This window comes from Microbacterium sp. K2, assembly GCF_051365005.1.
GTDB classification, from domain to species: Bacteria; Actinomycetota; Actinomycetes; order Actinomycetales; family Microbacteriaceae; genus Microbacterium; species Microbacterium foliorum_B.
This window is the reverse complement of the sequence record NZ_JBLWII010000007.1, coordinates 233,086-257,680: the sequence shown is the minus strand read 5'-3', so window position 1 is coordinate 257,680 and position 24,595 is coordinate 233,086. Positions and strand designations below refer to the sequence as shown.

General features: G+C 68.3%; 23 protein-coding genes and 1 riboswitch. Of the genes, 2 read left to right on the top strand and 21 right to left on the bottom strand.

The features are described from left to right. The 4 genes from ACLKOY_RS17805 to ACLKOY_RS17790 all read right to left on the bottom strand — a co-directional run. Positions 1-147, bottom strand: a 147-nt coding sequence (locus ACLKOY_RS17805) for a DUF4184 family protein (RefSeq protein ID WP_436454795.1), incomplete at its 3' end; no start/stop codon positions are given. A gap of 93 nt (positions 148-240) precedes the next feature. Then, a complete protein-coding gene (gene tyrS / locus ACLKOY_RS17800) occupies positions 241-1,542 on the bottom strand; it encodes a tyrosine--tRNA ligase (protein ID WP_436454786.1) in 1,302 nt (433 codons plus the stop codon). 53 nt (positions 1,543-1,595) lie between these two features. Continuing rightward, positions 1,596-2,486: a hypothetical protein gene (locus ACLKOY_RS17795; protein WP_436454785.1), complete on the bottom strand. Its 891-nt coding sequence runs from the start codon at positions 2,484-2,486 to the stop codon at positions 1,596-1,598. After that, positions 2,483-3,127: a SatD family protein gene (locus ACLKOY_RS17790; protein WP_436454784.1), complete on the bottom strand. Its 645-nt coding sequence runs from the start codon at positions 3,125-3,127 to the stop codon at positions 2,483-2,485. The genes ACLKOY_RS17795 and ACLKOY_RS17790 overlap by 4 nt, the downstream gene beginning before the upstream one ends. 59 nt (positions 3,128-3,186) lie before the next feature. Between ACLKOY_RS17790 and ACLKOY_RS17785 the strand changes: the two genes are divergently transcribed. Together ACLKOY_RS17785 and ACLKOY_RS17780 are read left to right on the top strand one after the other, a co-directional pair. Next, positions 3,187-3,774, top strand: coding sequence for a DUF1349 domain-containing protein (locus ACLKOY_RS17785; protein ID WP_436454783.1), 588 nt, complete (start codon positions 3,187-3,189; stop codon positions 3,772-3,774). A 193-nt stretch (positions 3,775-3,967) separates the two neighbouring features. Then, positions 3,968-4,801 carry a DUF559 domain-containing protein gene (locus tag ACLKOY_RS17780; protein ID WP_436454782.1) on the top strand — a complete coding sequence of 278 codons (834 nt, stop codon included), beginning with the start codon at positions 3,968-3,970 and terminating at the stop codon, positions 4,799-4,801. Positions 4,802-5,018: 217 nt separating this feature from the next. Here the strand turns inward: ACLKOY_RS17780 and argH are convergent, their stop codons facing one another. The 17 genes from argH to ACLKOY_RS17695 all read right to left on the bottom strand — a co-directional run bounded on the left by argH (position 5,019) and on the right by ACLKOY_RS17695 (position 24,555). Next, positions 5,019-6,449: an argininosuccinate lyase gene (argH, locus tag ACLKOY_RS17775; protein ID WP_436454794.1), complete on the bottom strand. Its 1,431-nt coding sequence runs from the start codon at positions 6,447-6,449 to the stop codon at positions 5,019-5,021. Beyond that, entirely contained in the window at positions 6,449-7,378 is a 930-nt protein-coding gene (gene argF, locus ACLKOY_RS17770; RefSeq protein ID WP_436454781.1) for an ornithine carbamoyltransferase, read from the bottom strand. Before argF ends, argH begins: the two co-directional genes overlap by 1 nt. Next, a complete protein-coding gene (locus ACLKOY_RS17765; RefSeq protein ID WP_436454780.1) occupies positions 7,375-8,586 on the bottom strand; it encodes an acetylornithine transaminase in 1,212 nt (403 codons plus the stop codon). The genes argF and ACLKOY_RS17765 overlap by 4 nt, the downstream gene beginning before the upstream one ends. Further along, positions 8,583-9,500 (bottom strand): acetylglutamate kinase, encoded by a 918-nt coding sequence (gene argB, locus ACLKOY_RS17760; RefSeq protein ID WP_436454779.1) that lies wholly within the window; start codon positions 9,498-9,500, stop codon positions 8,583-8,585. Before argB ends, ACLKOY_RS17765 begins: the two co-directional genes overlap by 4 nt. Further along, a complete protein-coding gene (gene argJ / locus ACLKOY_RS17755) occupies positions 9,497-10,654 on the bottom strand; it encodes a bifunctional glutamate N-acetyltransferase/amino-acid acetyltransferase ArgJ (RefSeq protein ID WP_363575865.1) in 1,158 nt (385 codons plus the stop codon). The genes argB and argJ overlap by 4 nt, the downstream gene beginning before the upstream one ends. Further along, positions 10,651-11,703 (bottom strand): N-acetyl-gamma-glutamyl-phosphate reductase, encoded by a 1,053-nt coding sequence (gene argC, locus ACLKOY_RS17750; RefSeq protein WP_436454777.1) that lies wholly within the window; start codon positions 11,701-11,703, stop codon positions 10,651-10,653. The genes argJ and argC overlap by 4 nt, the downstream gene beginning before the upstream one ends. 244 nt (positions 11,704-11,947) lie before the next feature. Then, positions 11,948-14,098: a bifunctional hydroxymethylpyrimidine kinase/phosphomethylpyrimidine kinase gene (locus tag ACLKOY_RS17745; RefSeq protein WP_436454776.1), complete on the bottom strand. Its 2,151-nt coding sequence runs from the start codon at positions 14,096-14,098 to the stop codon at positions 11,948-11,950. Next, positions 14,095-14,943: a hydroxyethylthiazole kinase gene (gene thiM / locus ACLKOY_RS17740; RefSeq protein ID WP_436454774.1), complete on the bottom strand. Its 849-nt coding sequence runs from the start codon at positions 14,941-14,943 to the stop codon at positions 14,095-14,097. The genes ACLKOY_RS17745 and thiM overlap by 4 nt, the downstream gene beginning before the upstream one ends. After that, a riboswitch (TPP riboswitch) is annotated at positions 14,934-15,027 on the bottom strand. (Overlaps the previous gene by 10 nt.) A gap of 21 nt (positions 15,028-15,048) precedes the next feature. After that, on the bottom strand, positions 15,049-16,014 hold the full coding sequence (locus tag ACLKOY_RS17735; RefSeq protein WP_436454773.1) for an NAD-dependent epimerase/dehydratase family protein: 966 nt from the start codon (positions 16,012-16,014) through the stop codon (positions 15,049-15,051). 63 nt (positions 16,015-16,077) lie between these two features. Continuing rightward, on the bottom strand, positions 16,078-16,794 hold the full coding sequence (locus ACLKOY_RS17730) for a DUF402 domain-containing protein (RefSeq protein WP_436454772.1): 717 nt from the start codon (positions 16,792-16,794) through the stop codon (positions 16,078-16,080). 115 nt (positions 16,795-16,909) lie between these two features. Continuing rightward, positions 16,910-19,414 carry a phenylalanine--tRNA ligase subunit beta gene (pheT, locus tag ACLKOY_RS17725; protein ID WP_436454771.1) on the bottom strand — a complete coding sequence of 835 codons (2,505 nt, stop codon included), beginning with the start codon at positions 19,412-19,414 and terminating at the stop codon, positions 16,910-16,912. Further along, positions 19,414-20,454: a phenylalanine--tRNA ligase subunit alpha gene (gene pheS / locus ACLKOY_RS17720; protein WP_436454770.1), complete on the bottom strand. Its 1,041-nt coding sequence runs from the start codon at positions 20,452-20,454 to the stop codon at positions 19,414-19,416. The genes pheT and pheS overlap by 1 nt, the downstream gene beginning before the upstream one ends. Positions 20,455-20,505: 51 nt before the next feature. Beyond that, positions 20,506-21,168, bottom strand: coding sequence for a hypothetical protein (locus ACLKOY_RS17715; protein WP_436454769.1), 663 nt, complete (start codon positions 21,166-21,168; stop codon positions 20,506-20,508). Between the two features lie 10 nt (positions 21,169-21,178). Further along, positions 21,179-22,138: an amino acid ABC transporter permease gene (locus ACLKOY_RS17710; RefSeq protein ID WP_436454768.1), complete on the bottom strand. Its 960-nt coding sequence runs from the start codon at positions 22,136-22,138 to the stop codon at positions 21,179-21,181. After that, the gene (locus ACLKOY_RS17705; protein ID WP_436454767.1) at positions 22,135-22,791 is read right to left on the bottom strand and encodes an amino acid ABC transporter permease; all 657 of its coding nucleotides are present in this window, start codon (positions 22,789-22,791) and stop codon (positions 22,135-22,137) included. The genes ACLKOY_RS17710 and ACLKOY_RS17705 overlap by 4 nt, the downstream gene beginning before the upstream one ends. Positions 22,792-22,850: 59 nt before the next feature. After that, positions 22,851-23,759 carry a glutamate ABC transporter substrate-binding protein gene (locus ACLKOY_RS17700; RefSeq protein WP_436454766.1) on the bottom strand — a complete coding sequence of 303 codons (909 nt, stop codon included), beginning with the start codon at positions 23,757-23,759 and terminating at the stop codon, positions 22,851-22,853. A gap of 46 nt (positions 23,760-23,805) precedes the next feature. Continuing rightward, entirely contained in the window at positions 23,806-24,555 is a 750-nt protein-coding gene (locus ACLKOY_RS17695) for an amino acid ABC transporter ATP-binding protein (protein ID WP_436454765.1), read from the bottom strand. Between the last annotated feature and the right edge of the window lie 40 nt (positions 24,556-24,595).

Genomic DNA, 24,595 nt, shown 5'->3' with positions numbered 1-24,595 from the left:
CGTGTGGGTGAACGAGTACGGGAGGCCGATCCCCCGGAGGAACAGGGGAAGGTCCGGCGTCATGGCGCCGATCGCGATCGCGGCCGGCACGAGCGGGGTGCGGATGAAGGGCAGGGCGACCAGCGCGTGACTCGGTGTGAACGGCATCGACTCTCCTGACGAGCTGGGCGGTGAGACGCGTGACGGCGGTCACCCGAGGGTTGCTCAGGAGACCGCCGTCACACGATCAGAGACGGATCTTCAGGCGAGGAAGACTCCTGCGAGGGTCTTCTTGCCGCGGCGGAGCACGGAGACCGCGCCCGGCAGAGTGCCCTGCACGGTGGCCGAGTCGTCCTCGACGCGTGCGCCGTCGAGCGACACCCCGCCTTGGCCGATGGCGCGGCGTGCTTCGGACAGGCTGGAGACCAGCCCGGTTGCGACGAGCGCATCGACGACCGGTGAACCGGCGTCGACTGTCGCGTGCGGGAGCTCTTCCAGGGCGGTGCGCAGCGTCGACGCGTCGAGAGCGGTCAGGTCGCCCTGACCGAACAGGGCTTCGGATGCCGCGATCACGGCCGCCGTCGCATCGATCCCGTGCACGGTCGCCACGACCTCGAGCGCCAGACGCTTCTGAGCAGCACGACGGAACGGCTCTGACTCGACGAGAGCCTCGTACTCCTCGATCTCGGCGCGCGTCAGGAACGTGAACACCTTGAGCCGCTCGATCACGTCGGCGTCCGCCGTGCTGAGCCAGAACTGGTACATCCGGTAGGGGCTGCACATGTCGGCATCGAGCCAGATCGCATTGCCCTCGCTCTTGCCGAACTTCGTTCCGTCGCTGTTGGTGATCAGCGGTGTGCCGATCGCGTGCGCGGACACCCCCTCGGCGCGACGGATGAGGTCGGTGCCGCTGGTCAGGTTGCCCCACTGGTCGGAGCCGCCCGTCTGTAGAACGCAGTCGTACTGCCGGTAGAGCTCGAGGAAGTCCATCCCCTGCAGGATCTGGTAGCTGAACTCGGTGTAGCTGATGCCCTCGTCCGAATTCAGACGCGCAGCGACAGCATCCTTCTTCAGCATCGTGCCGACGCGGTAGTACTTGCCGATCTCACGCAGGAAGTCGATCGCCGACAGCGGAGCCGTCCAGTCGAGGTTGTTGACGATGCGCGCGGCGTTCTCGCCCTCGAAGCTCAGGTAGCGCTCGACCTGCGCCCGCAGACGGCCCACCCACTCCTCGACCGTCTCGCGGGTGTTGAGCGTGCGCTCGGCGGTGGGCCGAGGGTCACCGATCAGACCGGTGGAGCCGCCGACGAGACCGAGGGGCTTGTGACCGGCGAGCTGGATGCGACGCAGCGTCAGCAGCTGCACCAGGTTTCCGAGGTGCAGGCTGGCGGCTGTCGGGTCGAAGCCGCAGTAATACGTGATCGGATCCCCGGCGAGAAGGGCGCGCAGCGCCTCCTGGTCAGTGGACACGTGGACGAGGCCGCGCCACAGCAGTTCGTCCCACACGTTCTCGAACGTGGGGTCGATCGCCGGCGGGGCGGTCGTCAGAGCGGAATTCGACACGCACCCCAGGCTATCAGCGGTCAGGGCACGCGAAACGCCGTGACCGCAGCCGATCAGCTGTGCGCCGCCCACCACACGAGGAAGGCCGCACCCAACCCGATGACCCAGCTCACGAGGCTGCCGACGAGGAAGTACTCTGCGCGGGCACCGGTCTCGCCGTCACGCGAGATCTCGGGGAAGCGGACGATTCCCTTGGCAGCCAGCATCGCGGCGAGAATCGGGTATGCGGCGGCCAGGGTGAGGAGCATCACGAGGATGCGTTCGAGCGGTCCGATCAGTCGACCTCCTTTGAAGCCCGCCCGGGTATCGCGTGCCGGCACTGCGTCGGCGTCGCCCGCCTCCTCGGCCTGCCCTGCGGCCGTTGAGTCGGACCCGCCCACGCCGACCGGTCCCATCACGCCGTCATCTCTCTGAGCGCCAGCGACCACCGGATGCGCGGCAGCGGCTTCGGAGGCGGCCGGCTGCGCGTCTGCGGTGTCGAGCACCACGGTTCGCCGCAGCTCAGCAGGACGCCAGGTGTGCTCGCCGTCGAGCGCGGCCCGGACCACGAGATTCGCGGACTCCAAGAGGAACACCCCCGTGCCCACGGTGAGGATCGCCAGATCGAACGGGACCTCTCCGAACGGGGAGCGCACGCTCCACACGGAGCCGATCAGACCGGCGTCCGCGCGGGCGCCCAGCCACACGACGGATCCGATGCTCAGCACGCCGAGCAGCACGGCGGGCCAGAAGCCGAGTGGCGCGGGCCTCTCGGACGGCATGCACCACACCCAGAGCGCGCCCACCACGAGCCCGAGCATCATCGGCAGCAGCGCGTCGCTCACACTGCCGAGCAGAAGGAGGATCACTGCCACCGTGAGGTAGCCGACCCATCGATGCGGGGCGAACTGGCGGACGAGATCGGCCGAGCCCACGGCCAGCAGGATGAATCCGGCGACGATCATGCGCTCGACCCTCTCAATGCGACCACGCCTTCGATGAGGGCGGCGCTGCCGGCGTTGCGCAGCGACTTAGAGACGCTGGGCTGAGAGACTCCCTCCTCAGCGGCGAGGTCATGCTGCGACCTGCCGACCAGGCGGCCATAGGTCAGCCGGCGTTCACGCTCGCTCATCGCCCCGACCAGCTCGTCGCGGACGAGGAGGTAGGCGTTCGACGCGGCGATCGTGCTCTCCATGACCTCATCCTGCCCCGGGGCTCCGACAATCCACGTGCGCGTGCGCGGCACGGTGCGACTCTCCCGCGCATGCACGGTCTCGATCGCGGCACGCGCCGCGTACCACCCCGGCCCGTCGGCGAGTGCGCCGTGCACGGAGTCGACAGAGCGCACGTCTCCGATACCGATCCCGAAGCGGAAGGCGATGCCGTCGGGAAGGGCGAGCTGGATCATCAGCAGCGAGACCAGAGCGTCCTCGAGTTCGAGGTAGACGCCCTGCTGCTCATCCCCTACCGTGGGCGTCAGCGCGTGGTGTGCGAGGGGCAGATGCTTCTCGACACGAGCGATGGTGTCGTCGAGGATGCGCTGCGCCGCCGAACGATCGTCGAGCTTGCGAGAGCCCACGATGTCGGCGAGTACGGCGATGACCATGTGATAACCGTATCACGAATAACTTTCATTTATGCCCTATTTGGTTATAGTCTGAGAACATGCCTGAATCAGACATCATCCCCTGGTCCGACGGATCCTGGACCCACGCTCCCGCCCACTTCGCCCCCGGCGACGACCACCTCGACGTGACAGCTGTGGAAGGCAGTGACGCCTGGCGGCACACCGCCTATGGGTTCGTGCACGACACCGAGCATGCGCTGCTCGCTCCCCTGGCCGTGGGCGAGGCGATGGATGTGTCGTTCCGCGCCCCCTGGGATGGACAGTTCGACCAGGCCGGAGTCTTCGTGCGCATCGACGACGAGCACTGGATCAAGGCGGGCGTCGAGTACGCCGACGACCATCTCGGTCTCGGCGCCGTCGTCACCGACATCCGCTCGGACTGGTCGGTCGGCTACGTCGACGACTGGCACGGCAGCGAGATCACGGTTCGTGTGAGCCGCTGGCCGGATGCCGTGATCGTGCGTGCACGTGCCGACGACGGCGAATGGCGCCTGGTGCGGGTGGCGCCGTTCGACGGTGAGGCCGCAGCATCCGCCGGTCCGTTCCTCGCCGGCCCCACCCGCTCCGGACTCGTCGTTCGCTTCACCCGCTGGACGCGCTCGGCCGCCGACGTCGCACTGCACTGAGTCGGCTTCACGTGACGGTTGACGGAGGGCCGGACGAATCACGGAGGATCTGTCGAAGATCTTCCGCTCATCGTCCGGCCCTCCGCTGATCGTCACGCGGGGTTCTCTCCTCCACGACCGGGGGCCGATCGAACTCATCCACATTCCCCGCGTCACGCTCGACGCACCGTCCGCGCTGCGGCACGGTGGTCGGATGCTCCCTCCGAAAGACACCATCTCGAGCCTCGGCGGCATCGCCCGGGGCACCCGACTTCAGCAGTTCGGGATCAGTCGCCAAACGCTCGCGAATCACGTGAACGCCGGCGCGATCGTCAGGTTGCGTCCCGGCGTCTTCGCCGTCCCTCCGGTGGCTCCGCCGCTTCGGGAGGCGATCGCGCACGGAGGTGCTCTGACCTGCGCGAGCGTCCTCAGAGCACACGGAGTCTGGGTTCTCCCTCCCTCCGACGGACTTCACGTGTGGCTCGCCCCGGGGCAGCATGCGCTCTCGCACCGTGATTGCACTTGCACCTCCCACTACTACTCCGGCGACCCTCCCCTCGGTGAGGCGAGCATCGAGATCGCACTGGTGCACCTGTACAAGTGCGCGGGCGCCGAGGCCTTCTTCGCCGCATTCGAGTCCGCCTGGAATCTCGGCATGCTCTCGACGAGGACCCGAATGAGGGTGAGAGCCGCGCTGCCGAATCGATCTCGTTGGCTCGTCGATCTCGCGCAACCGGATGCCGACAGCGGCCTGGAATCGCTGTTGCGGCTGCGACTGCATCTACTCGGCATCCGACTCGACTGCCAGATCACGATCCACGGTGTGGGAAGAGTCGACTTCGTCATCGCCGAACGGCTGATCATCGAGGCGGACGGCAAAGGCAACCACGAGGGCGAACTCCGACACAAGGACCTCGTGCGGGATGCTGCCGCGTCACGCCTCGGCTACGAGACGCTGCGGTTCGACTATGCCCAGATCGTCCATGACTGGGCGACGGTGCAAGCCGCGATCCTCGGCGCTCTGGATCGCCTCGAGGTGCCGCTGTGACGACGGACGACGGCCGACGGACAGGATTGGACGGATCACGGAGGTGCCTACGGATCACGGACAGTCCCTCGGACGGATCACGGACCTGCGGACGGATCACGGAGAAACTTGCTCAGAATCTCCGCGATGCGTCCGTTGCTCCGTGAATCGTGCCGCACCCGAGGTCAGGTGTCCGAGATCCGGACGGCTGTCACCCGACATCCGCCGGGGCGTCCGACTAGAGCCCCAGAGCGTGTGCGGCCGCCTGCGCTCTGGCGACCAGTTCAGCACGCTGCTCGGCGACCCGAACGGGAGCCGTCCCGCCGGCGCCGGTGCGCGAAGCCACCGAACCCTCGATCGTGAGAACCTCACGGACATCCGGGACCAGATGCGGCGACACCGAGATCAGCAGCTCGTCGGATGCGTCCTCGAGGCCGATCCCCTGCTCTTCGCAGGCAAGCACCAGCGCGCCGGAGATCTCATGGGCATCGCGGAACGGCACGCGGCGCTTCACGAGCCATTCGGCGACGTCGGTCGCGAGCGAGAACCCCTCGGGTGCGTGGGCGGCCATGCGCTCAGTGTCGAACCGGAGCGTCGCGATCATCCCGGCGAAAGCCGGCAGCACGACCTCGAGGGTCTGCACCGAGTCGAAGACGGGCTCCTTGTCTTCCTGCAGGTCGCGGTTGTACGCGAGCGGAAGCCCCTTGAGCGTCGCCATCAGCCCCGAGAGGTTGCCGATCAGGCGCCCGGACTTGCCGCGAGCGAGCTCCGCGATGTCTGGGTTCTTCTTCTGCGGCATGATGCTCGAGCCCGTCGAGTACCCGTCGTGCAGAGTGACGAAGCCGAACTCGCGAGTGTTCCAGAGAATGATCTCCTCGCTCAGTCGCGAGATGTCGACCCCGGTCATCGCCGTGATGAAGGCGAACTCGGCGACGACGTCGCGCGCCGCGGTTCCATCGAGCGAGTTCTCGGCCGGGCGGTCGAGTCCGAGCTCGGATGCGACCAGCGCGGGGTCGAGTCCGAGCGTCGAACCCGCGAGGGCTCCCCCGCCGTAGGGCGAGACGCCGGCACGGCGACGCCAGTCGACCAGACGCTCGAGCTCGCGCACGAGCGGCCACCCGTGGGCCTGCAGGTGGTGCGCGAGGAGCACCGGCTGCGCGTGCTGCAGATGCGTGCGTCCGGGGAGGATCGCGTCGGGGTGAGCCTCCGCCTGTGCCACGAGCGCGTCGATGACCCGGAGGAGGTCTCGCGCGATCACTCGGGCGTGATCGATCAGGTACATCCGCACGAGCGTGGCGATCTGATCGTTGCGGCTGCGGCCGGCACGAAGACGCCCGCCGAGCTCAGGCCCGAGCTCGGCGATCAGAGCCTGCTCGAGAGCCCCGTGCACGTCTTCGTCCGAGGGGACGGGCAGCAGGGTGCCGTCGGCGACCTTGCGCGCCACGGCATCGAGCCCCTCGTGCATCCTCGCCGCCTCATCGGGTTCGAGGTATCCGGCGGCCTCCAGCGCCTTCGCGTGCGCGTGCGAGCCCGCGATGTCGTACGGTGCGAGGATCCAGTCGAAGTGCGTCGACCGGCTCAACTCGACCAGCTCGGGAGACGGTCCGCTCGCGAAGCGGGCACCCCATAGCGCACCCTCGTTCGTGCCTTCGTTCTTCGCGTCGACCATCATGCGTCCTTCTTGTCGAGCAGCCAGACGAGCAGGGCCTTCTGTGCGTGGAGGCGGTTCTCCGCCTCGTCCCACACGACGCTCTGCGGTCCGTCGATGACTTCGGAGTCGACCTCGTAGCCTCGGTCTGCGGGAAGGCAGTGGATGAAGATGGCCTCCGAGTCGGCGATCTCCATCGTCTCGGGCGTCACCTTGTAGCCACCGAGATCGCGGATGCGTGCGAGCTTCTCCTCTTCCTTGCCCATCGACACCCAGGTGTCGGTGACCACGACGTCGGCCCCGGCCGCTGCCTCGACCGCATCGGTGAACAGGGTGATCGAGCCGCCGGTCTCCGCGGCGCGGCGGTCGGCCGCCTCGACGACGTCCGCACGCGGCGCGTAGTCGGCAGGCGAGGCGATGCGCACATGCATTCCCGCGGTGACGCCGGCGAGCGCATACGAGTGGGCCATGTTGCTCTGCCCGTCGCCCAAGAACGTCAGCGTGAGCCCCTTCAGCTCTCCCTTGTGCTCGCGGATCGTGAGCAGGTCGGCGAGCAGCTGGCACGGGTGGAAATCGTCGGAGAGCGCGTTGACGACCGGCACGGTCGTGCCGGCGGCCATCTCCTCGAGCCCCGCCTGCGCGTACGTGCGCCAGACGATCGCCGCGACCTGACGCTCGAGCACCCGAGCGGTGTCGGACGGGGTCTCCTTGCCGCCCAGCTGACTGCTGGCGGTCGAGATGATCAACGGCGAACCGCCGAGGTCGGCGATGCCGACGGCGAACGAGACGCGGGTGCGAGTGGAGGACTTGTCGAAGATCACCGCGACCGTCTGGGGGCCCTCGAGGGCCTTGTTCGCCCAGCGGTCCTTCTTCAGCTCGATGGCGAGATCGAGGATCTCCGCCTGCTCAGCGGGGGTCAGATCGTCGTCACGCAGCAGGTGGCGGGTCATGCGAGGGCCTTTCCGGATTCGGCGAGGGATGTCTGGACGTCGGAGAGCGACGCGGCGAAGAGCTCGCGGAACTCGGCGAGTTCGGCGTCTCCGATCGTGAGGGCGGGCGCGATGCGCACGGTCTCGGGGTTGGCGGCGTTCACGATGAGACCGCGCTCCTGTGCAGCCGCGACCACCTCATTCGCGACGGGGGCGCCCAGAGCCACCCCGATCAGGAGCCCGCGGCCACGCACTCCCGTGACGAGAGGCGAGTCGATGTCGGCGATGATCTCGCGGATCTCTTCGCCACGGCGCGCGGCGTTGTCGACGAGGCCTGCGCTCTCGATCTCGGTGAGCACCGCGTCGGCGACGGCCGTCGCCAGCGGGTTGCCGCCGAACGTGGAGCCGTGCGAGCCGGGCGTGAAGAGCGAGCTCGCCGCACCATAGGTGACGAGAGCGCCGATCGGGAAGCCGCCGCCGATGCCCTTCGCAAGCGTGATGGCGTCAGGCGTGATGCCTTCGTGGCTGAAGCCGAACCAGGCCCCCGTGCGCCCCGCGCCGGTCTGGATCTCGTCGACGATGAGCAGCGCCCCGTGCTTCAGGGTGAGCGACCGAGCCGCCTGGAGATACCCCTCAGGAAGCTCGACGACGCCGGCCTCGCCCTGGATCGGCTCGACGATCACGGCGGCGACACGGTCGTCGATCGCGGCCTCGAGTGCCTCGATCGTCGCCGGGATGTGCTCGACTCCGCCGGGCATCGGCTCGAAGGGCGCACGCATCGCCGCTTTCGCCGTGAGCGCGAGGGATCCCATGGTGCGGCCGTGGAATCCGTTCTCGAGTGCGATGATCCGCGGCTTCTCCGTTCCGCCGTGCAGGCGGGCGAGTTTGAATGCGGCCTCGTTCGCCTCGGCGCCGGAATTCGAGAAGAACACACGCCCGTCGATCCCGGCACCGGCCAGGCGCTTCAACCGTGCGGCGAGCGCGAGCTGCGACGGGGTCGCGAAGTAGTTCGACACATGCGCGAGGGTCGCGGCCTGCGTCGACACGGCGTCGACGAACACCGGATGCGCGTGCCCGAGCGAGGTCACCGCGATGCCGGCGAGGAAGTCGAGGTGGCGCTTGCCCTCGGAGTCCCAGAGGTACGACCCCTCCCCACGGGTGAGCATCGCCAGTCGGGGGCCTGCGTTGAGGACCAGATCGCTCGCTGCGTCATCCTGCCAGTTGCTCATGCCTTCACTCCTGCACTACCCATGACCACTTCTGTTCCGATTCCCTTGCTGGTGAAGAGTTCGACGAGCACCGAGTGCGGCACGCGTCCGTCGATGATGGCGGCGGCGTCGACGCCGCCCTCGATCGCGTCCAGGCAGGCCTTCATCTTCGGGATCATGCCCGACTCGAGGGTCGGCAGCATCTCGATGAGAGCGTCCGACGTGAGGTGCGACACGAGAGAGTCGCGGTTGGGCCAGTCGGCGTACAGTCCGGGGACATCCGTGAGGATGACGAGCTTGCGAGCCTTGAGAGCCACTGCGAGCGCGGCCGCCGCGGCATCCGCGTTCACGTTCAGCGACTGACCCGGGTGATCGAGGTCGGGGGCGATGCTCGAGACCACGGGAACGCGACCGGCCGCGAGGTGATCGAGCACCGGCGTCGGGTCGACCTCCACCACATCGCCGACACGGCCGAGGTCGATCTCCTCGCCGTCGATCACGACACCCCGACGACGCCCGCCGAACAGCCCCGCATCTTCACCGCTGAGCCCGGTGGCGATCGGGCCGTGCGAATTGATCTTCGACACGAGCTGCGGGTTCACCTGGCCGGTGAGCACCATGCGCACCACGCTGATCGCTTCGGTGTTGGTGACCCGGTAGCCGCCTTTGAACTCGCTCGGGATCTCGAGGCGCTGCAGCATGTCTGAAATCTGCGGCCCGCCGCCGTGCACGACCACCGGCAGCACACCGACGTACCTCAGATACGCGATGTCCTGCGCGAAGGCCTCCTGCAGCTCGTCTGAGACCATCGCGTTGCCGCCGTACTTGACGACGACGATCTGGTCGCGGAACTTCTTCAGCCACGGGAGCGACTCGATGAGCGTCGCGGCCTTGACGGCGGCGACGTCAGGCGTGGTGTCCTGGATGTCGGTCATGAGGCGTAGGCGCTGTTCTCGTGCACGTAGTCGTGGGTCAGATCGTTGGTGAGGATCGTCGCAGTGGCTTCGCCGACCTTGAGGTCGATCACGAGGTGCGTGGCGCGAGGGGTGAGGTCGACCTCTTCCCGCGGGCGGTCGGGGCCGCCCTCGCTGCACACCCGGACGCCGTTCATCCAGACGTCGACGTCGTACGGGTCGAACTGCGCATTGGTCGTGCCGATCGCGGCGAGCACCCGGCCCCAGTTGGGGTCGTTGCCGAAGATCGCGGCCTTGAAGAGGTTGTTGCGCGCGACGGAGCGGCCGACCTCGACGGCCTCGCCCTCGGTCGCGGCGTGCCGCACCTCGATGGTGATGTCGTGGCTCGCACCTTCGGCGTCGCCCTGCAGCTTGACCGCGAGCTCCTGGCACAGCTCTGCGAGCGCCGCCGAGAAGTCCTTGAGGTCGGGAGTCACCTCGGAGGCGCCGTTGGCGAGCAGGGTCACCTGGTCATTGGTCGACATGCAGCCGTCGGAGTCGAGGCGGTCGAAGGTCGTACCGGTCGCGAACCGCAGCGCGGCATCCGCCTCGAGAGGCTCGAGCACGGCATCCGTCGTGATGACCACGAGCATCGTCGCGAGGCCGGGAGCGAGCATGCCCGCACCCTTGGCCATGCCCCCGATGGTCCAGCCGTCGCGGCTGACGACCGCGGTCTTCGAGACGCTGTCCGTGGTCATGATGGCCTCGGCCGCGACCTGGCCACCGTCGGTCGACAGCTCGGCGATCGCCTGTTCGGTGCCCGAGAGCACTTTGCCGCGGAAGACCTCGTCGCCGACCCCGATGAGGCCGGTCGAGCAGACGAGCACATCGCCGGCGCTGACACCGAGCAGCTCGGCCGCCTTCTCGGCGGTCTGGTGGGTCGTCTGGAATCCGAAGCTGCCGGTGAAGCAGTTCGCTCCGCCGGAGTTCAGCACGACGGCTTCCACGACACGGTCGGCCACCGCCTGCTGCGACCAGATGATCGGGTTGGCCTTGGCGCGGTTGCTCGTGAACACGGCTGCACCGACCTTGCGGGGGCCTCGGTTGACGACGACGGCGACATCGGGCTTGCCGGTCGACTTGAGACCGGCGGCGACTCCGGCCGCCTCGAATCCTGCGGGGGCGGTGACGCTCACGGCGCGACTCCGTTCACTGAGAGGGCGCGGGACTCTGGCAGTCCCAGCGCGAGGTTCATGGATTGGATGGCAGCGCCTGCGGTGCCCTTGACGAGATTGTCGACCGCGGTGACCACCGTCACCCGGTTCGCCGCGCGGTCGATCGCAAGTCCGATCAGCGCGGTGTTGGCGCCGAGCACGTCGGCGGTGCGGGGGAAGTGGCCTTCGGGCAGCAGCTGCGCGAAGGTCTCGTCTCCGTACGCGTCCTCCCACGCGGCCCGGATCTCGGCATCGCTGACATCGCCGACGATCGGCGCGGTCGATGTCGCGAGGATGCCCCGCGACATCGGCACGATCACCGGGGTGAACGAGATGCGGATGCCGTCGGGCGCCGCTCCGGATGCCGCGGCGAGCGCCTGACGGATCTCGGGGATGTGCCGGTGGGTGCCGCCGACCGCATACGGGTTGGCGGTGCCGAGGATCTCACTGCCGAGCAGATTGGTCTTGAGGCTCTTGCCCGCACCCGATGGGCCGACGGCCAGCACCGAGACGATGTCCCCCGCGTCGATCACCCCCGCGGCGACGCCGGGAGCGAGGCTCAGACTCACGGTCGAGGCGTTGCACCCGGGGGCGGCGATCCGCTTCGCGTCTCGCAGCGTCTCGCGCTGCTTGATCCCGCCGACGAGCAACTCGGGGACGCCGTAGGCCCAGGGCTCGTGGAAGTCGCCGCCGTAGAACGCGTCCCAGGAGTCGCGCGAGGTCAGCCGATGATCGGCCCCCGCATCGATCACGAGCGGAGTGTCGCCGAGCGCATCCGTGTACTGACCGGATTGGCCGTGCGGCAGAGCGAGGAACACGATGTCGTGCCCGGCGAGCGTTTCGGGCGTGGTCTCCTGCAGCGTGAGGTGTGCGAGTGACCGCAGGTGCGGTTGATGCTGCACGAGCGGCTGACCGGCGTTCGAGTGCGCCGTCACGGTGCGGATCTCGATGTCGGGGTGAGACGCGAGAAGGCGCAGGATCTCGCCGCCCGCATAGCCGGATGCGCCGGAGACGGCGACGGAGTACGTCATTCTTCTACCTTAACGGTCGGACCCCTCGTCGAACGCGGGGTGCAGTGTCGGGAACCGGGGCGGCGACACCGGCACTCGACCGCCGTGCGTACGCAGGCAGAAGCGCAGGGTCGCCTAGAGTCGGCGGCCGCTGCGGCGTCGGCGCACGGCGATGACGCTCGGAGCGAGCGTCAGAGGAGCGGTGGCGGCCGAAGGCATGCCGCGACGATAGCGCGCTCGTCGCGGCATGCGCAAATCCGGTCCGTCATGCAGAGATCACGGTGCCGAACGGCGCGGCGAAGAAGGCGAGCTCGTGTGCGCTCGACGTCTCGAATGCCCGGAGCATCCGCGCATGAACAGCGGAGGATGCCGCTGCCGCTGTCGCCGCGACATAGGCGATCGCCTGATCGGTCGCCGCCTCGAACGCGGGGTCGGCGTAGGTGGCGAGCCATGAGGCGTACGGATGCCGCGGGTCACGGGCGAACTGGCCGAACTCCCCCGCATGCAGACGTCGACCGAGATCGGTGTAGAGCCAGAAGCACGGCAGCACGGCCGCGATCAGCTCGGCGTAGTCGCCGCCGAAGGCGACGGATCGCAGATGGTCGAGGTAGGCGACCGTCGCCGGCGCGGGTACGGCCGCGAAGGTGCCGGCATCCACCCCCGCACCGGGCGTCAGCCAGGATGCGTGCAGTTCGAGCTCGCCGACGATCGCACCGTCGGCCGAATGCGCCCAGAACGCCTGCTCGTGTGGCGTGGGAGCGAGCCGAGAGGCCTCGGCGAGCACGCGGGAGTAGTCGCGGAGGTACAGCGCATCCTGCGCGAGGTAGAACAGGAACGGCTCCCGCTCGAGGGTTCCGTCGGCGAGTCCCCGGATGAAGGGCAGGCCGTCGATCCCCGACCGCACGCCAGCCGTGCGCTGCCACCACTCTGCGCGGATCTGCTCCGGCGTCGTGCTCGTCTCGACTCCACCGCGCTGCCAGAGACCTGCGAAGTGGTTGATCGGTCCGTGACCTCGGCCGACGTGCAGGCTCTCGCTCTCCCGCAGCGCCTCGCGCAGCCACGACCGTGTCGAGTCGACGGCCTCGATGGGCGTCTCGCCGCGGCCGAGACGGGTGGCCAGCGCGGAAGACAGCGAGCAGCCGGTGCCGTGCGTGTTCGCGGTGCGGATGCGCGACCCCGGGTACTCCTCCCGCACTCCTCGAGCGACGTCGACGAGCCCGTCCGGCACCTCGTCGCCCTCGAGGTGTCCGCCCTTGACGAGCACCGCGGCGTCGATGCGCGACGACAGCTCCTCTGCCGCAGCGAGTGCGTCGTCCCATCCCGAGATCGAGCGTCCTGCCAGCACCGCGAGTTCTCCGAGGTTGGGCGTCACGACGTGCGCGCGTCCGAGCAGCGAGCGCAGCGCGATCTCGGCATCCTGATCGAGCAGCCTGTCGCCGCTGGTGGCGACCATGACCGGGTCGAGCACGACGATCGGCGGGCGGGCGGTGTCGAGCCAGTCCGCCACGGTGCGGATGACGTCGGCGTTCGCGAGCATCCCGATCTTCACCGCGTCGATGATGATGTCGTCCGAGATCGCGTCGAGCTGCTCCCGGAGGAATGTCGCCGGTGGCACGTGCACTCCGCGCACCCCGACGGTGTTCTGGGCGGTGAGGGCCGTGAGCACGGCCATGCCGTACCCGCCGTTGGCGGCGATCGACTTGAGATCCGCCTGGATCCCTGCACCGCCCGAGGGATCACTGCCTGCGATGCTGAGCACCCGCGGCGTGCCGGATGCCCGCCAGCGGCGCACGAAGTCGGCCGCGGCGCGGGCCGGATCCTCCGCCGCGCAGAGCGCTGACACGACGGCGAGTCCTGCGGCACCCGCATCGCGAAGCGACTCGGTGTCATCGATGCCGACGCCACCGATCGCGACGCACGGGAGGGTCGTGGTCTCGGCGAGGGCACGGAAGCCCTCGACACCGAGGGCCGGCGGGTGGTCGGGCTTGGTATGGGTGGGGCGGATCACTCCGACGCCCAGGTAGTCGACCGTGCCGAGCGGCAGCGCACGCACAGCATCGAAGTGCTCGGGGCTGTTCGCGGTCAGGCCGATGATCGCGTCAGGGCCCAGCATCGCGCGCGCCCGCAGCACCGAGGCGTCTCCCTGTCCGAGATGCACCCCGTCGACCCTTGCGCCCCGCTCATGCGCCGCGAGAGCAGCATCGAGGCGGTCGTTCACCACGAGCAGTGCTCGTCCGTCGATCACCTGCGAGAGCTCGACGAGCTGAGCGACGATCTCGGCATCCGCCGCGGTCTTGTCGCGCAGCTGCACGATCCGCACTCCTCCGTCGACGGCCTGCCGCACGGTCTCCACGATGCCCCGATCACCGCAGAGTCCGGGATCCGTCACGAGATACAGCGAGAGATCCGCGATCACAGCGTGCGCTCCTCGACCCGTGCGGCCGCAGCGACCTGCTCGGATGTGACGGCGGCGAGCGCATCGAGCAGCGCGACCGCGAAGCTCCCCGGCCCTGCCGCACGGGCCGCGGCGTGCTCGGCGACGACCGTGTAGATCAGACTCGCCGAGGCCACTGCGGTGAGCGGATCGGTGCGCGACTCGCGCGCCGATCCGAGGAAGGCCGCCATCACGGCGCCCAGCGCGCACCCGCCGCCGGTGACCCGGGTGAGCATCTCGTGTCCGTTGGCGATGCGCACCACGCGCACGCCGTCGGTGATGAGGTCGACCGGACCCGAGACCGCGACGACAGAACCGTGCCGCGTGGCGAGCGCCAGCGCCGCATCCTCAGCGGCATCCGTGCTGTCGGTCGCATCGACGCCTCGTCCGCCCGCACTGAGCCCCGCCAGGGCGAGGATCTCAGACGCGTTGCCCCGTATGGCGGTGGGGCGCGACGCGGCCAGCTCGTGAGCCAGCGCAGTGCGCACGGGTAGAGCTCCGATCGCGACGGGGTCGAGGACCCACGGGGTCCCCGCCGTCGCCGCACCGGCGACGGCCTCGAGACTCGCGGCCCGCTGCTCTGGCGTGGGCGTGCCGAGGTTGATCAGCAGTCCGGATGCCACCCCCGCGAAGAGGCCGGACTCGCCGACGATGTCGACCATCGCCGGGGCCGCGCCGAGGGCGAGCAGCACGTTGGCGGTGAATCCCGTGACGACGCTGTTCGTGATGCAGTGGGTCAGTGGCGGTTTCTCGCGGAGCACGGACAGCAGCTCGGTGGCCGAGGCCGCAAGGGTCGATTCGGATTGTGGACGCAGACGATCGCTCAATGCGACATCCCTTCGCTAGTACGAACTAGATCAGGTTCGACGGGTCTGTTCTCAGCCGCGGAAGCGGCACCCCGTGTCACTGATCGCAGTCTAGCGAGGCCGCCGTCAGCCGAGCAGCTGCAGCAGCGCGAGTTCCTCGGCCCGTGTCAGACCGGCCCTCCGCTCGCGATCGACGCCGCGCACTCGCTCATCTTCGACCACGGCAGCTATCGTCTCGTCGAGCGGGCGCAGCTCGCCCCCGGCCGCCCGGTACCGCGCGTTCGACCTCGTCATGAAACCCGTCATCTCGCTCGGCAGCCACAGGGGCAGCGATCGCTCCCCCGCCCAGTACTCCACGTCATTCGCGACGAGCAGGTCATCCGCCGCCGTCACCGTGTCTCCACGGTGTCCGGAGTGTCTGCGCACGGCGTCGAGGACCTCGCTCAGCGGGTGCCGGTCGCCGATCGTGTTGATCACGCCGGTCGCCGTCGTCGTGGCGATGAACTCCGAGAGATCGTCGACATCGATGACCTGTGCGACCCGCCCCTCGGCGGGAGGGAGCAGCACGGCGCCGTCTTCGGCACGCAGGAACGCGGCGGCCCAGTATCCGAAGCGATCGCTCGGGTCGCCCTCGCCGACGATCAGGCCAGGACGCACGATCAACGTGCGCTCTCCGAGGGTGCGAACCGCATTCTCGGCGGCGACCTTCTGCGCCCCGTACTCGTACTCGTCTCCCGGGTCGGCGGGCTGATGCAGCGGAGCGGACTCGTCCGCCCCGACCGTCTCGTCGTCGGAGTACGCCGAGACCGACGACACGTACGTCCACCGCGCGGCTCTCTCACCGAGCGCCTCGACCGCCGCCGCGACGTGCGCCGCGTTCGACGAGACGTCGATCACGTGGTCCCAGTCGCGACCGCGGACGGCGTCGTACGCGTCAGCGCCGTCGCGATCGGCCAGGACCAGGCTCGCGCCGTCCGGTGACGGCCGCCCACCTCGCGCGAGGCACATCACTGTCGCCCCGTTCACGAGCAGGCGTCTGGCGATGCGGCCGGAGAGCCAGCCGGTTCCGCCGAGGATGAGAACGTCGGTCATGCACCCATGCCACCATCTTCGCCGCGCAAGGGGAAGTGTCATCCGCTCACGGCGGATGCCGGTTCACCGGGTGCGGAGGTCGGACAGCCCCGCCAGCTCGGGCACGGACCAGGAAGGATCAGGCCGCCAGTCTCGCCATTCCTCGGCGAACGGCCAGTCTCCGTCGCGGTAAGAGGCGATCGCCGCGTCCGCGTGCCGCTCGATCTGCGCCGCCTGCTCGGATGTGAGGCGGCCCTGCTCGACGGCTGCGATGAGCTCGTCCTCATCCTTCAGATGCACTCGACCGTCCGGCTCGATCTCGACGTCGAGAATGTGGTCCGACGAGTACGTGTCACGGTCGGTGCGCAGGTGGGCGTTCTCGAGGTTCACGTACCAGCCGGCGAACTGCCAGTCAGAACCGTCGGCCTCGCTCCAGAAGAGCCAGACCGACCATGCAGCACCCGCAGGGGCGATGCGGAGGATGCCGTTGCCCCACCACTCCTCGACGATCCGCGACCGCGGTTCGAGCCATCGCCGCTCGAGCGGAACCGTCCGGACCCGTTCGCCGGCGGGAGTGCCCTGCCCCTCCTGCAGCGTGCCCGGAGCGAGCCAGGCGACGAGGCCGCGCTCGTCGTCGCGGACCACTCGCATGGGTGTGATCGTCGAAGCGTCTCCGGGCTGCCAGCCCGGCTTCCGGTAATGCCAGGAGATCTGATCACCCGGTGCGAGGAACGGAGCCTCGCCCATCGGTCGGACGCCTTCGGGAACCGCCGCAGGCGTGCTGTGGGGAAGGATGCTCATCACGACACGGTACCCCCCGGTCTCGTCGGGCTCAGGTCGGCTCGGCGGTGTCGAGCGCATCCAGCTCGAACGCGGACTGCATCCCATCGTGGGATGCAGTCCGCGCCGTGTTGTGTCAGTCGCGCAGCGTCGCGCCGAAGCGCGCGGCGGCGACAGCGACGCCAGCGAGCTTCGCCTCGGTCGCCTCTGCCGCGGTGAGCGTGCGATCGTCCGCGCGGAACCGCAGCGCGAAGGTCAGACTCTTCTCGCCGTCGGCGACTCCGTCACCGCGATAGTCGTCGACGAGACGGATCGCCTCGAGAAGTGCACCCGCCCCCTCGGCCAGCGCGGACTTGACCTCGCCGGCGGGGAGGTCAGCGCCGAGCACCAGCGAGACGTCCTGCGTGGCGGCGGGGAACGTCGACAGCGAGGCGGCGACAGCTCGGCCGCCCCCGAGCGCAAGGATCTGATCCAGATCGAGTTCGAGCACGGTCGCGCGACCCGGCAGGTCTGCGCCCGCTGCGACGTCGGGGTGGAGTTCTCCGACATAGCCGACCTCGACGCCATTGACCGACAGTACGCCGGTGCGCCCCGGGTGCAGCGCCGCGCGCTGACCCTGTGCCACCTCGATGTCGACCCCGGCAGCTGCGGCGATGACGCGAGCCGCGTCCAGGGCCTCCGACAGACCCGCCGCTTCGGCCGCACGGCCGGGCTGACGTGCCACGACATTTCCGGTGAACAGTGCCGCGACGTGACGGTGCTGCGGCGGGATCGACGCGTTCAGCGCTGCGAGGGTCTCGTCCGAAGGACGCACGCCGAGCGGCGGAACCTCATCGGTGCCGTACTCGACACCCGGCTCGGGCAGGAACACGACCCCGGTCTCGAACAGAGCGAGATCCGTGAGGCCGCGCGAGATGTTGCGGTGCGCGGTCTGCAACAGGCCGGGAATGAGCGAGCGGCGCAGGAAGGGGGCCGAGCCGTCGAGCGGGTTCGCGAGTCGGATGCTGGGCAGATGCTCCCCCGACGCCGATCCGTGCAGATCATTGTCGACCTCGGTCGTGAAGGGGAACGACGGCGTCTCGACGAGACCGGCGGCAGCCAGCGCATCGGACACTCGACGACGACCCTGCTGATGCGGGGTGAGCCCACGGCCGGAGGGAGGCGTCGGCAGCACCGAGGGGATGCGGTCGAGCCCGTGGATGCGTGCGACCTCTTCGGCGAGAGACCACTTGTCGGTGAGGTCGGGGCGCCAGGTCGGCGGGATGACGGTCCAACCGGCATCCGCCTCTGTGACCTCGCCACCGATCGTCGTGAGGGCTCCCACGATCTCGTCATCGCTGTAGTCGACGCCGATGAGCCCCTGCACGAAGCCCTTCGGCAGATCGATGTCGGAGACGAAGACCTCGGCGAACAGGGCGCCGCCCTCTTCGGTGAGAGTGCCGCCGGCGAGTTCGACCATCAGATCAGCCGCGCGCCGCGCTGCGACGAACGGCACGAGCGGGTCGACTCCGCGCTCGAAGCGCTTGGACGCCTCGCTGGGGAGCTTGTGACGACGAGCGGTGCGGGCGATCGTGATCGGGTCGAACGTCGCCGCCTCGATGAGCACGTTCTTCGTGGCGTCGCTCATCTCGGTCGTGCCGCCGCCCATGACGCCGGCGAGGCCGATCGGGCCCGACTCGTCGGTGATGAGCAGATCCTCGACGTGGAGCTTGCGCTCCTGGCCGTCGAGCGTCGTCATCTTCTCACCGAGGGTCGCGCGGCGGACAGTGATGCCTCCGGCGAGCTTGTCGAGGTCATATCCGTGCAGCGGCTGGCCGAGCTCGAGCATCACGTAGTTGGTGATGTCGATCAGGATCCCCAGTGAGCGCATGCCTGCGAGGGAAAGCCGCGCGATCATCCACGGCGGGGTCGGACGCGCCGGATCGACATCACGGACGACCCGGGTGACGAACTCACTCGCCCCGACGCGCCCGCGGACCGGCGCGACGTCGTCGACGATCGCCGTGTGACCGGTGCCGGGCTGGAGCTCGGCGAAGTCACGATCCGCGGGGTCGCGGAACGTCGCTCCGGTGGCGTGCGAGTACTCGCGCGCGACACCTCGGAGCGAGAACGCGTAGCCGCGGTCGGGGGTGACGTTGATCTCGACAGCGACGTCGTCGAGTCCGAGCAGGCTGATCGCGTCGGTCCCGACGGGGGCGTCGATTCCGAGATCGGCGAGCACGAGGATGCCGTTGTGCTCGTCGCCCAGGCCCAGCTCACGCGCCGAGGCGATCATGCCGTCGGACACATGACCGTAGGTCTTGCGTGCGGCGATCGGGAACGGCCCGGGCAGCACGGCACCGGGCAGGGTCACGACGACCTTGTCTCCGGCGACGAAGTTGTGCGCTCCGCAGACGATCCCGCGGACGCCGCCGTTCGCCTCGCCGACGTCGACCTGGCACCAGTTGATCGTCTTGCCGTTGGACTGCGGCTCGGCTTCGAGGGACACGACCTGTCCGACCACGACGGGACCCGAGATCTCGAAGCGGTGGACGTCTTCCTCTTCGAAGCCGACGGTGACCATCGCCGCCAGAACGTCCTCGGGCGTCGCATCCGCTGCCAGATCGACGTACTCACGCAGCCACGAAAGCGGGACGCGCATCACACCACCATCCCGTACTGCTCGCTGAATCGGACATCGCCCTCTGCCATGTCACGCATGTCCTGCACATCGCTGCGGAACATGAGTCCTCGCTCGACACCCATACCGAAAGCGAAGCCGCTGTAGACATCGGGGTCGATTCCCGCGGCGCGGAGCACGTTGGGGTTGATCATTCCGCAGCCGCCCCACTCGATCCAGCGGGCGCCGCCCTTGAAGGTCGGGTGCCACAGGTCGAGCTCGGCCGACGGTTCGGTGAAGGGGAAGAAGTTCGTGCGGAAGCGCGTCTTAGCCTCCGGGCCGAAGAGCTGACGCGCGACGTGGTCGAGCGTGCCCTTGAGGTGGGCCATAGAGATGTCCTTGTCGACGACCAGGCCCTCGAACTGCGTGAACACCGGAAGATGCGTCGCGTCGAACTCGTCGGTGCGGTACACGCGACCGGGGCAGAGCACGTAGATCGGCACGTCGCGGTCGAGCATCGAGCGCACCTGCACGGGGCTCGTGTGCGTGCGCATCACGAGGTGACGCGACGGCGGGTCGACGTAGAAGGTGTCCTGCTCCTGGCGAGCGGGGTGATCGACGTCGAAGTTCAGGGCGTCGAAGTTGAACCACTCGTGCTCGAGCTCAGGCCCCTCCGCGATCTCCCAGCCCATGCCGACGAAGATGTCCGAGATCTGCTCGCTGAGGAGAGTCAGCGGATGCCGCGCGCCGACGCGCGTGCGCGAGGGGACGGCGGTGATGTCGACGCGCTCGGATTCGAGACGGGCTGCGACCTCGGCGGCGGCGAGCTCCTCCTCCTTGGCGGCGAGGGCCTTCGTGACCTGTCCGCGACCCTGGCCGACGAGCTTGCCGAAAGCCGCCTTGTTCTCAGGTGCTACCTGACGCATCGACGCGTTCAGGACGGCCAGCGGAGAACCGTCTGCGACATGAGCGGCTCTCGCCGCCTTCAGCTCGGTGGTATCGGCGGCAGCGTTGATCGCTTCGAGCGCGGCCGCGACGGCGGCTTCGACCGCTTCCGGGGTGATTTCGGGAGACTCAGACACGAGACACGAGTCTACCGGGGGTCGCGGACAGCTCCCTCACGGGACGGAAGCTCAGAGCGGGCCGAACATCGGCACCGCGATCTGAGGCCCCCAGGAGACACGATCGCGCTCGAGCGCCGCCGCGAGCCGCTGGTCTCGTTCGGCCTCGCGGCGCAGAGTGTGTCGTCCCCGACCGATGATCGCCGCCGGGATCACGAAGACCGAGATAAGCGGGATCACGAAGACCGAGATAAGCATGAGCGCGAGGCCGCCGTCGAGCACGAGGAGCGGCATCGGGTCGACGGAGGAGATGATCGCGGGGATCAGGAAGACGTTGATCGCCCCGAAGATGCTCGCAGCCGCGATGAGGCCCCCTCCGAGCGAACCGGCCCCGCGCGTCGCATACGACGTGCCGGGTTTCGGGACCCAGCCCCTCACCCCCGCGAGGAACAGGCCGGCGGCGACGGCGATGATGCCGCCGACGATCATCGTCGGCATGGATGCGGACGACGAGACACCGACCGCCAGCAGGACGAGTCCGATGATCACGGATGACGAGCCCAGTGCCAGGAACGATGCCCACATCCCCCGGCGCATCGCGCGCGCGTCGGCGATCTCACGCAGCCGAGACCGGGACTCCGCTCCGTGCAGGACAGCGAGCGCAGGATCCATCCACTCCGCGAGGGTGCGGCTGGAGGCAGGCGGATAGGCGGAGACTGGTTCGATCCGCGTCACGACAGGTGCCTCAGACCTTGCCCGGGTCTCCCCCGCCCGTGGGTCCGTCCAAGCCGCCGACACCGCCGCCACCGCCGAAGCCGCTGCCTCCGCGCTGCAGGGTGATGAGCTCGGTGTCGGTGCCGTCGCCGTGCTGGCGCGGATCCTCTGCCGCGTGGATGGCCTTCACCTTGGGCGAACGCCGAGTCTGGATCTCCACCCACTTGGCGATGCCCGACAGGATGAGGCACATGATGATGTAGATTCCGCCGATGACGAAGGCCGATTGCAGGATCGGACGTCCCTGCTGCGACGTCAGCTGCTTCGCGTAATAGAGCAGCTCCGGGTAGGTGATGATGAAGCCGAGAGCGGTGTCCTTCATCGTCACGACGAGCTGAGCGACGATGACGGGAAGCATCGCCCGGATCGCCTGCGGCAGCAGGATGAGGCGCATCACGCCGCTCTTGCGGAGTCCGATCGCGTAGCCGGCCTCTTTCTGCCCGCGGGGCAGGGACTCGATGCCGGCCCGCAGCACCTCGGCCAGAACGGAGCCGTTGTACGCCATCAGAGCGATCACGACGGCCCAGTACGGCTCCATCTTTATGCCGACCACGGGAAGTCCGTAGTAGAGCAGCATCATGAACACCAGCACCGGGACGGCACGGAAGAGCTCGGTGATCACGGTCACCGGGATCCGCACCCACGCGTGGTCGGAGAGCCGCCCGATCGCGAGCACGAAACCGAGGACGATGCTGAGGACAGCGGCCAGCGCGAACGCGGCGAGTGTGTTGCCCAGTGCCTTGAGGATTCCCATCCACACGTTGGAGAACGTGAACACGAACCACTTCTCAGCCGAGAACTGGCCCGTCTCCACCATGCGGAAGACGATGAAGCCGACCGCTGCGAGAACGAGGACGATGGTGGCGGCCGCGAGGACCCGGTTGCGGGCGATCGCCCGGGGTCCGGGGACGTCGTACAGTACAGAGCTCATCGCGCGATCCTCCAACGGTTCTCGAGATATCGCTGCAGCCAGCTCAACAGCAGCACCAGAGCGACGAACACGACGGCGACCCAGAGGAGGACCTCCATCGGGTTGCCCGGACGGTCGGCGGAGTCGTTGATCGTCGAGCGCAGGGCCGCAAGCTCCGCGACCGAGAATCCGGCCGCGACGGTGGTGTTCTTGAGCAGGGCGATGAAGACGCTCATCATCGGTGGCACGACCGAGCGGAATGCCTGCGGGAGGATCACGAGGCCCATCACCTGGCCGAAGGGAAGCCCGATCGCCCGCGCGGCCTCAGCCTGCCCGACGGGGACCGTGTTGATTCCCGCCCGCAGAACCTCGGCCACGTAGGTCGCCGTGTAGATGCCGATGGCGAGGATGCCGAGGGTGAGGTTCGAGAGGTCGGGCAGTCCGAGCTGCGGGTACCCGAAGATGAAGAAGAAGAACACGAGGGTGAGCGGGGTGTTGCGCACGATGTTCACGTACGCCGTGCCGACGCCGCGAGCGATGGGCACCGGTGCCACACGCATGGCCCCGACTATCAGCCCCAGGACGAGCGCGATGATCCCGCCCGCGAAGAACACGATCAGCGTGTTGCTGATCGCCTGCCCCCACAGGTCGAGGTTGCCGAAGATGACGTCCACGCCACCCTCCCTTCTTCAGAATGAGTGGGCGGCCTCCTTGAGGAGGCCGCCCATGTCGATCAGTACGCGTCGACCTCGGGCTGTTCGACCTCGATGCCGCTGGAACCGAGGTTCGCGTCGAAGATCGCCTGCCAGATGTCGCCGTTGTCGGTGAAGAGCTCGTTGATGTGCGTCCGCAGAGCGTCGTCACCCTTCGTGAGGCCGACACCGTAGCGCTCCTCGGTGAAGAGGCCGCCGGTGACCTTCACGTCGTCCGGGTACTGCGCGGCGTAGCCGATCAGGATCGCCTGGTCGGTGGTCACCGCGTCGACCTTGCCATCGATGAGGTCCTGGACGCAGGCCGAGTACAGGTCGTACTCCTGCGTCTTGATGTCGGGGAAGTTCGCCTTGATGTTCTGGATCGGCGTCGAGCCGGTCGCAGAACAGACGGTCTTGCCGTTGAAGTCCTCGAGCGCCTCGGCGTCGTCAGCATCAGCGGCGACCAGGAGCCCCTGGCCGGTGATGAAGTACGGGCCGGCGAAGTCGATGAGCTCCTTGCGCTTGTCGTTGATCGAGTAGGTGCCGACGTAGTAGTCGATGTCACCGTTCGTGATGGCCTGCTCGCGGTTGGCGGAGGCGATCGGCTTGAACTCGATCTTGTCCTCGTCGTAGCCGAGCGATGCGGCGATCCAGCGCGCGATGTCGACGTCGAAGCCGGTGCGCTCACCCGTCGTCACGTCGAGGTAGCCGAGACCGGGCTGGTCCTCCTTGACGCCGACGACGACCCCGTCGCGCTCCTGGATGGCGTCGAACGTCGGGCTGCCCTCGAGCTGGACGTCCTCAGCGACCTCGAACCAGGTGGAGTCCTCGCCCTCTTCGCCGCCGGTTCCGGCGCCGGGGCTGGACGGGCTGCCGCTGTTGCAGGCGGTCAGCGCGAACAGCGCTACTGTCGCGATCCCGATTCCTGCCAGTGTCCGTGTGCGTCGCATGTGCGTCTCCTTCGTGTGCTGTGTGTGCAAAGGTCTGTGAAGCTGGTCAGTGCGTGAGGAGCTTCGAGAGGAAGTCCTTGGCGCGGTCGCTCTTCGGGTTGGTGAAGAACTCCTCGGGCGTCGCCTCTTCGACGATCTTTCCGTCGGCCATGAAGACGACGCGGTTCGCGGCCTTGCGGGCGAAGCCCATCTCGTGCGTCACGACGATCATGGTCATGCCGTCGCGGGCCAGCTCGACCATGACGTCGAGGACCTCGTTGATCATCTCGGGGTCGAGCGCACTGGTCGGCTCATCGAAGAGCATGACCTTGGGCTGCATGGCGAGGGCGCGGGCGATCGCGACACGCTGCTGCTGTCCGCCCGAGAGCTGAGCGGGAAGCTTCGTGGCCTGCTGGGCGACGCCGACGCGTTCGAGGAGAGCCATCGCCTCCTTCTCGGCATCCGCCTTCTTCAACCCGCGGACCTTGATGGGGCCGAGTGTGACGTTCTCGAGGATCGTCAGGTGCGCGAAGAGGTTGAACGACTGGAACACCATGCCGACATCTGCGCGCAGGTGCGCGAGGCCCTTGCCCTCGGCGGGGAGCGCCTTGCCGTCGATGCTGATCGTGCCGCTCGTGATCGTCTCGAGGCGGTTGATCGTGCGACACAGGGTCGACTTGCCTGAGCCGGAGGGGCCGATCACGACCACGACCTCGCCGGCGTTCACCGTGAGGTCGATATCCGTGAGCGCCTGGAAGTCGCCATAGTGCTTCTGGACGTTGTCGACAACGACGAGAGGCTTACCGGTGGTCATCATTTCTCCAAACTAGCCAGGTCGAACACGTGGCTCCACACAG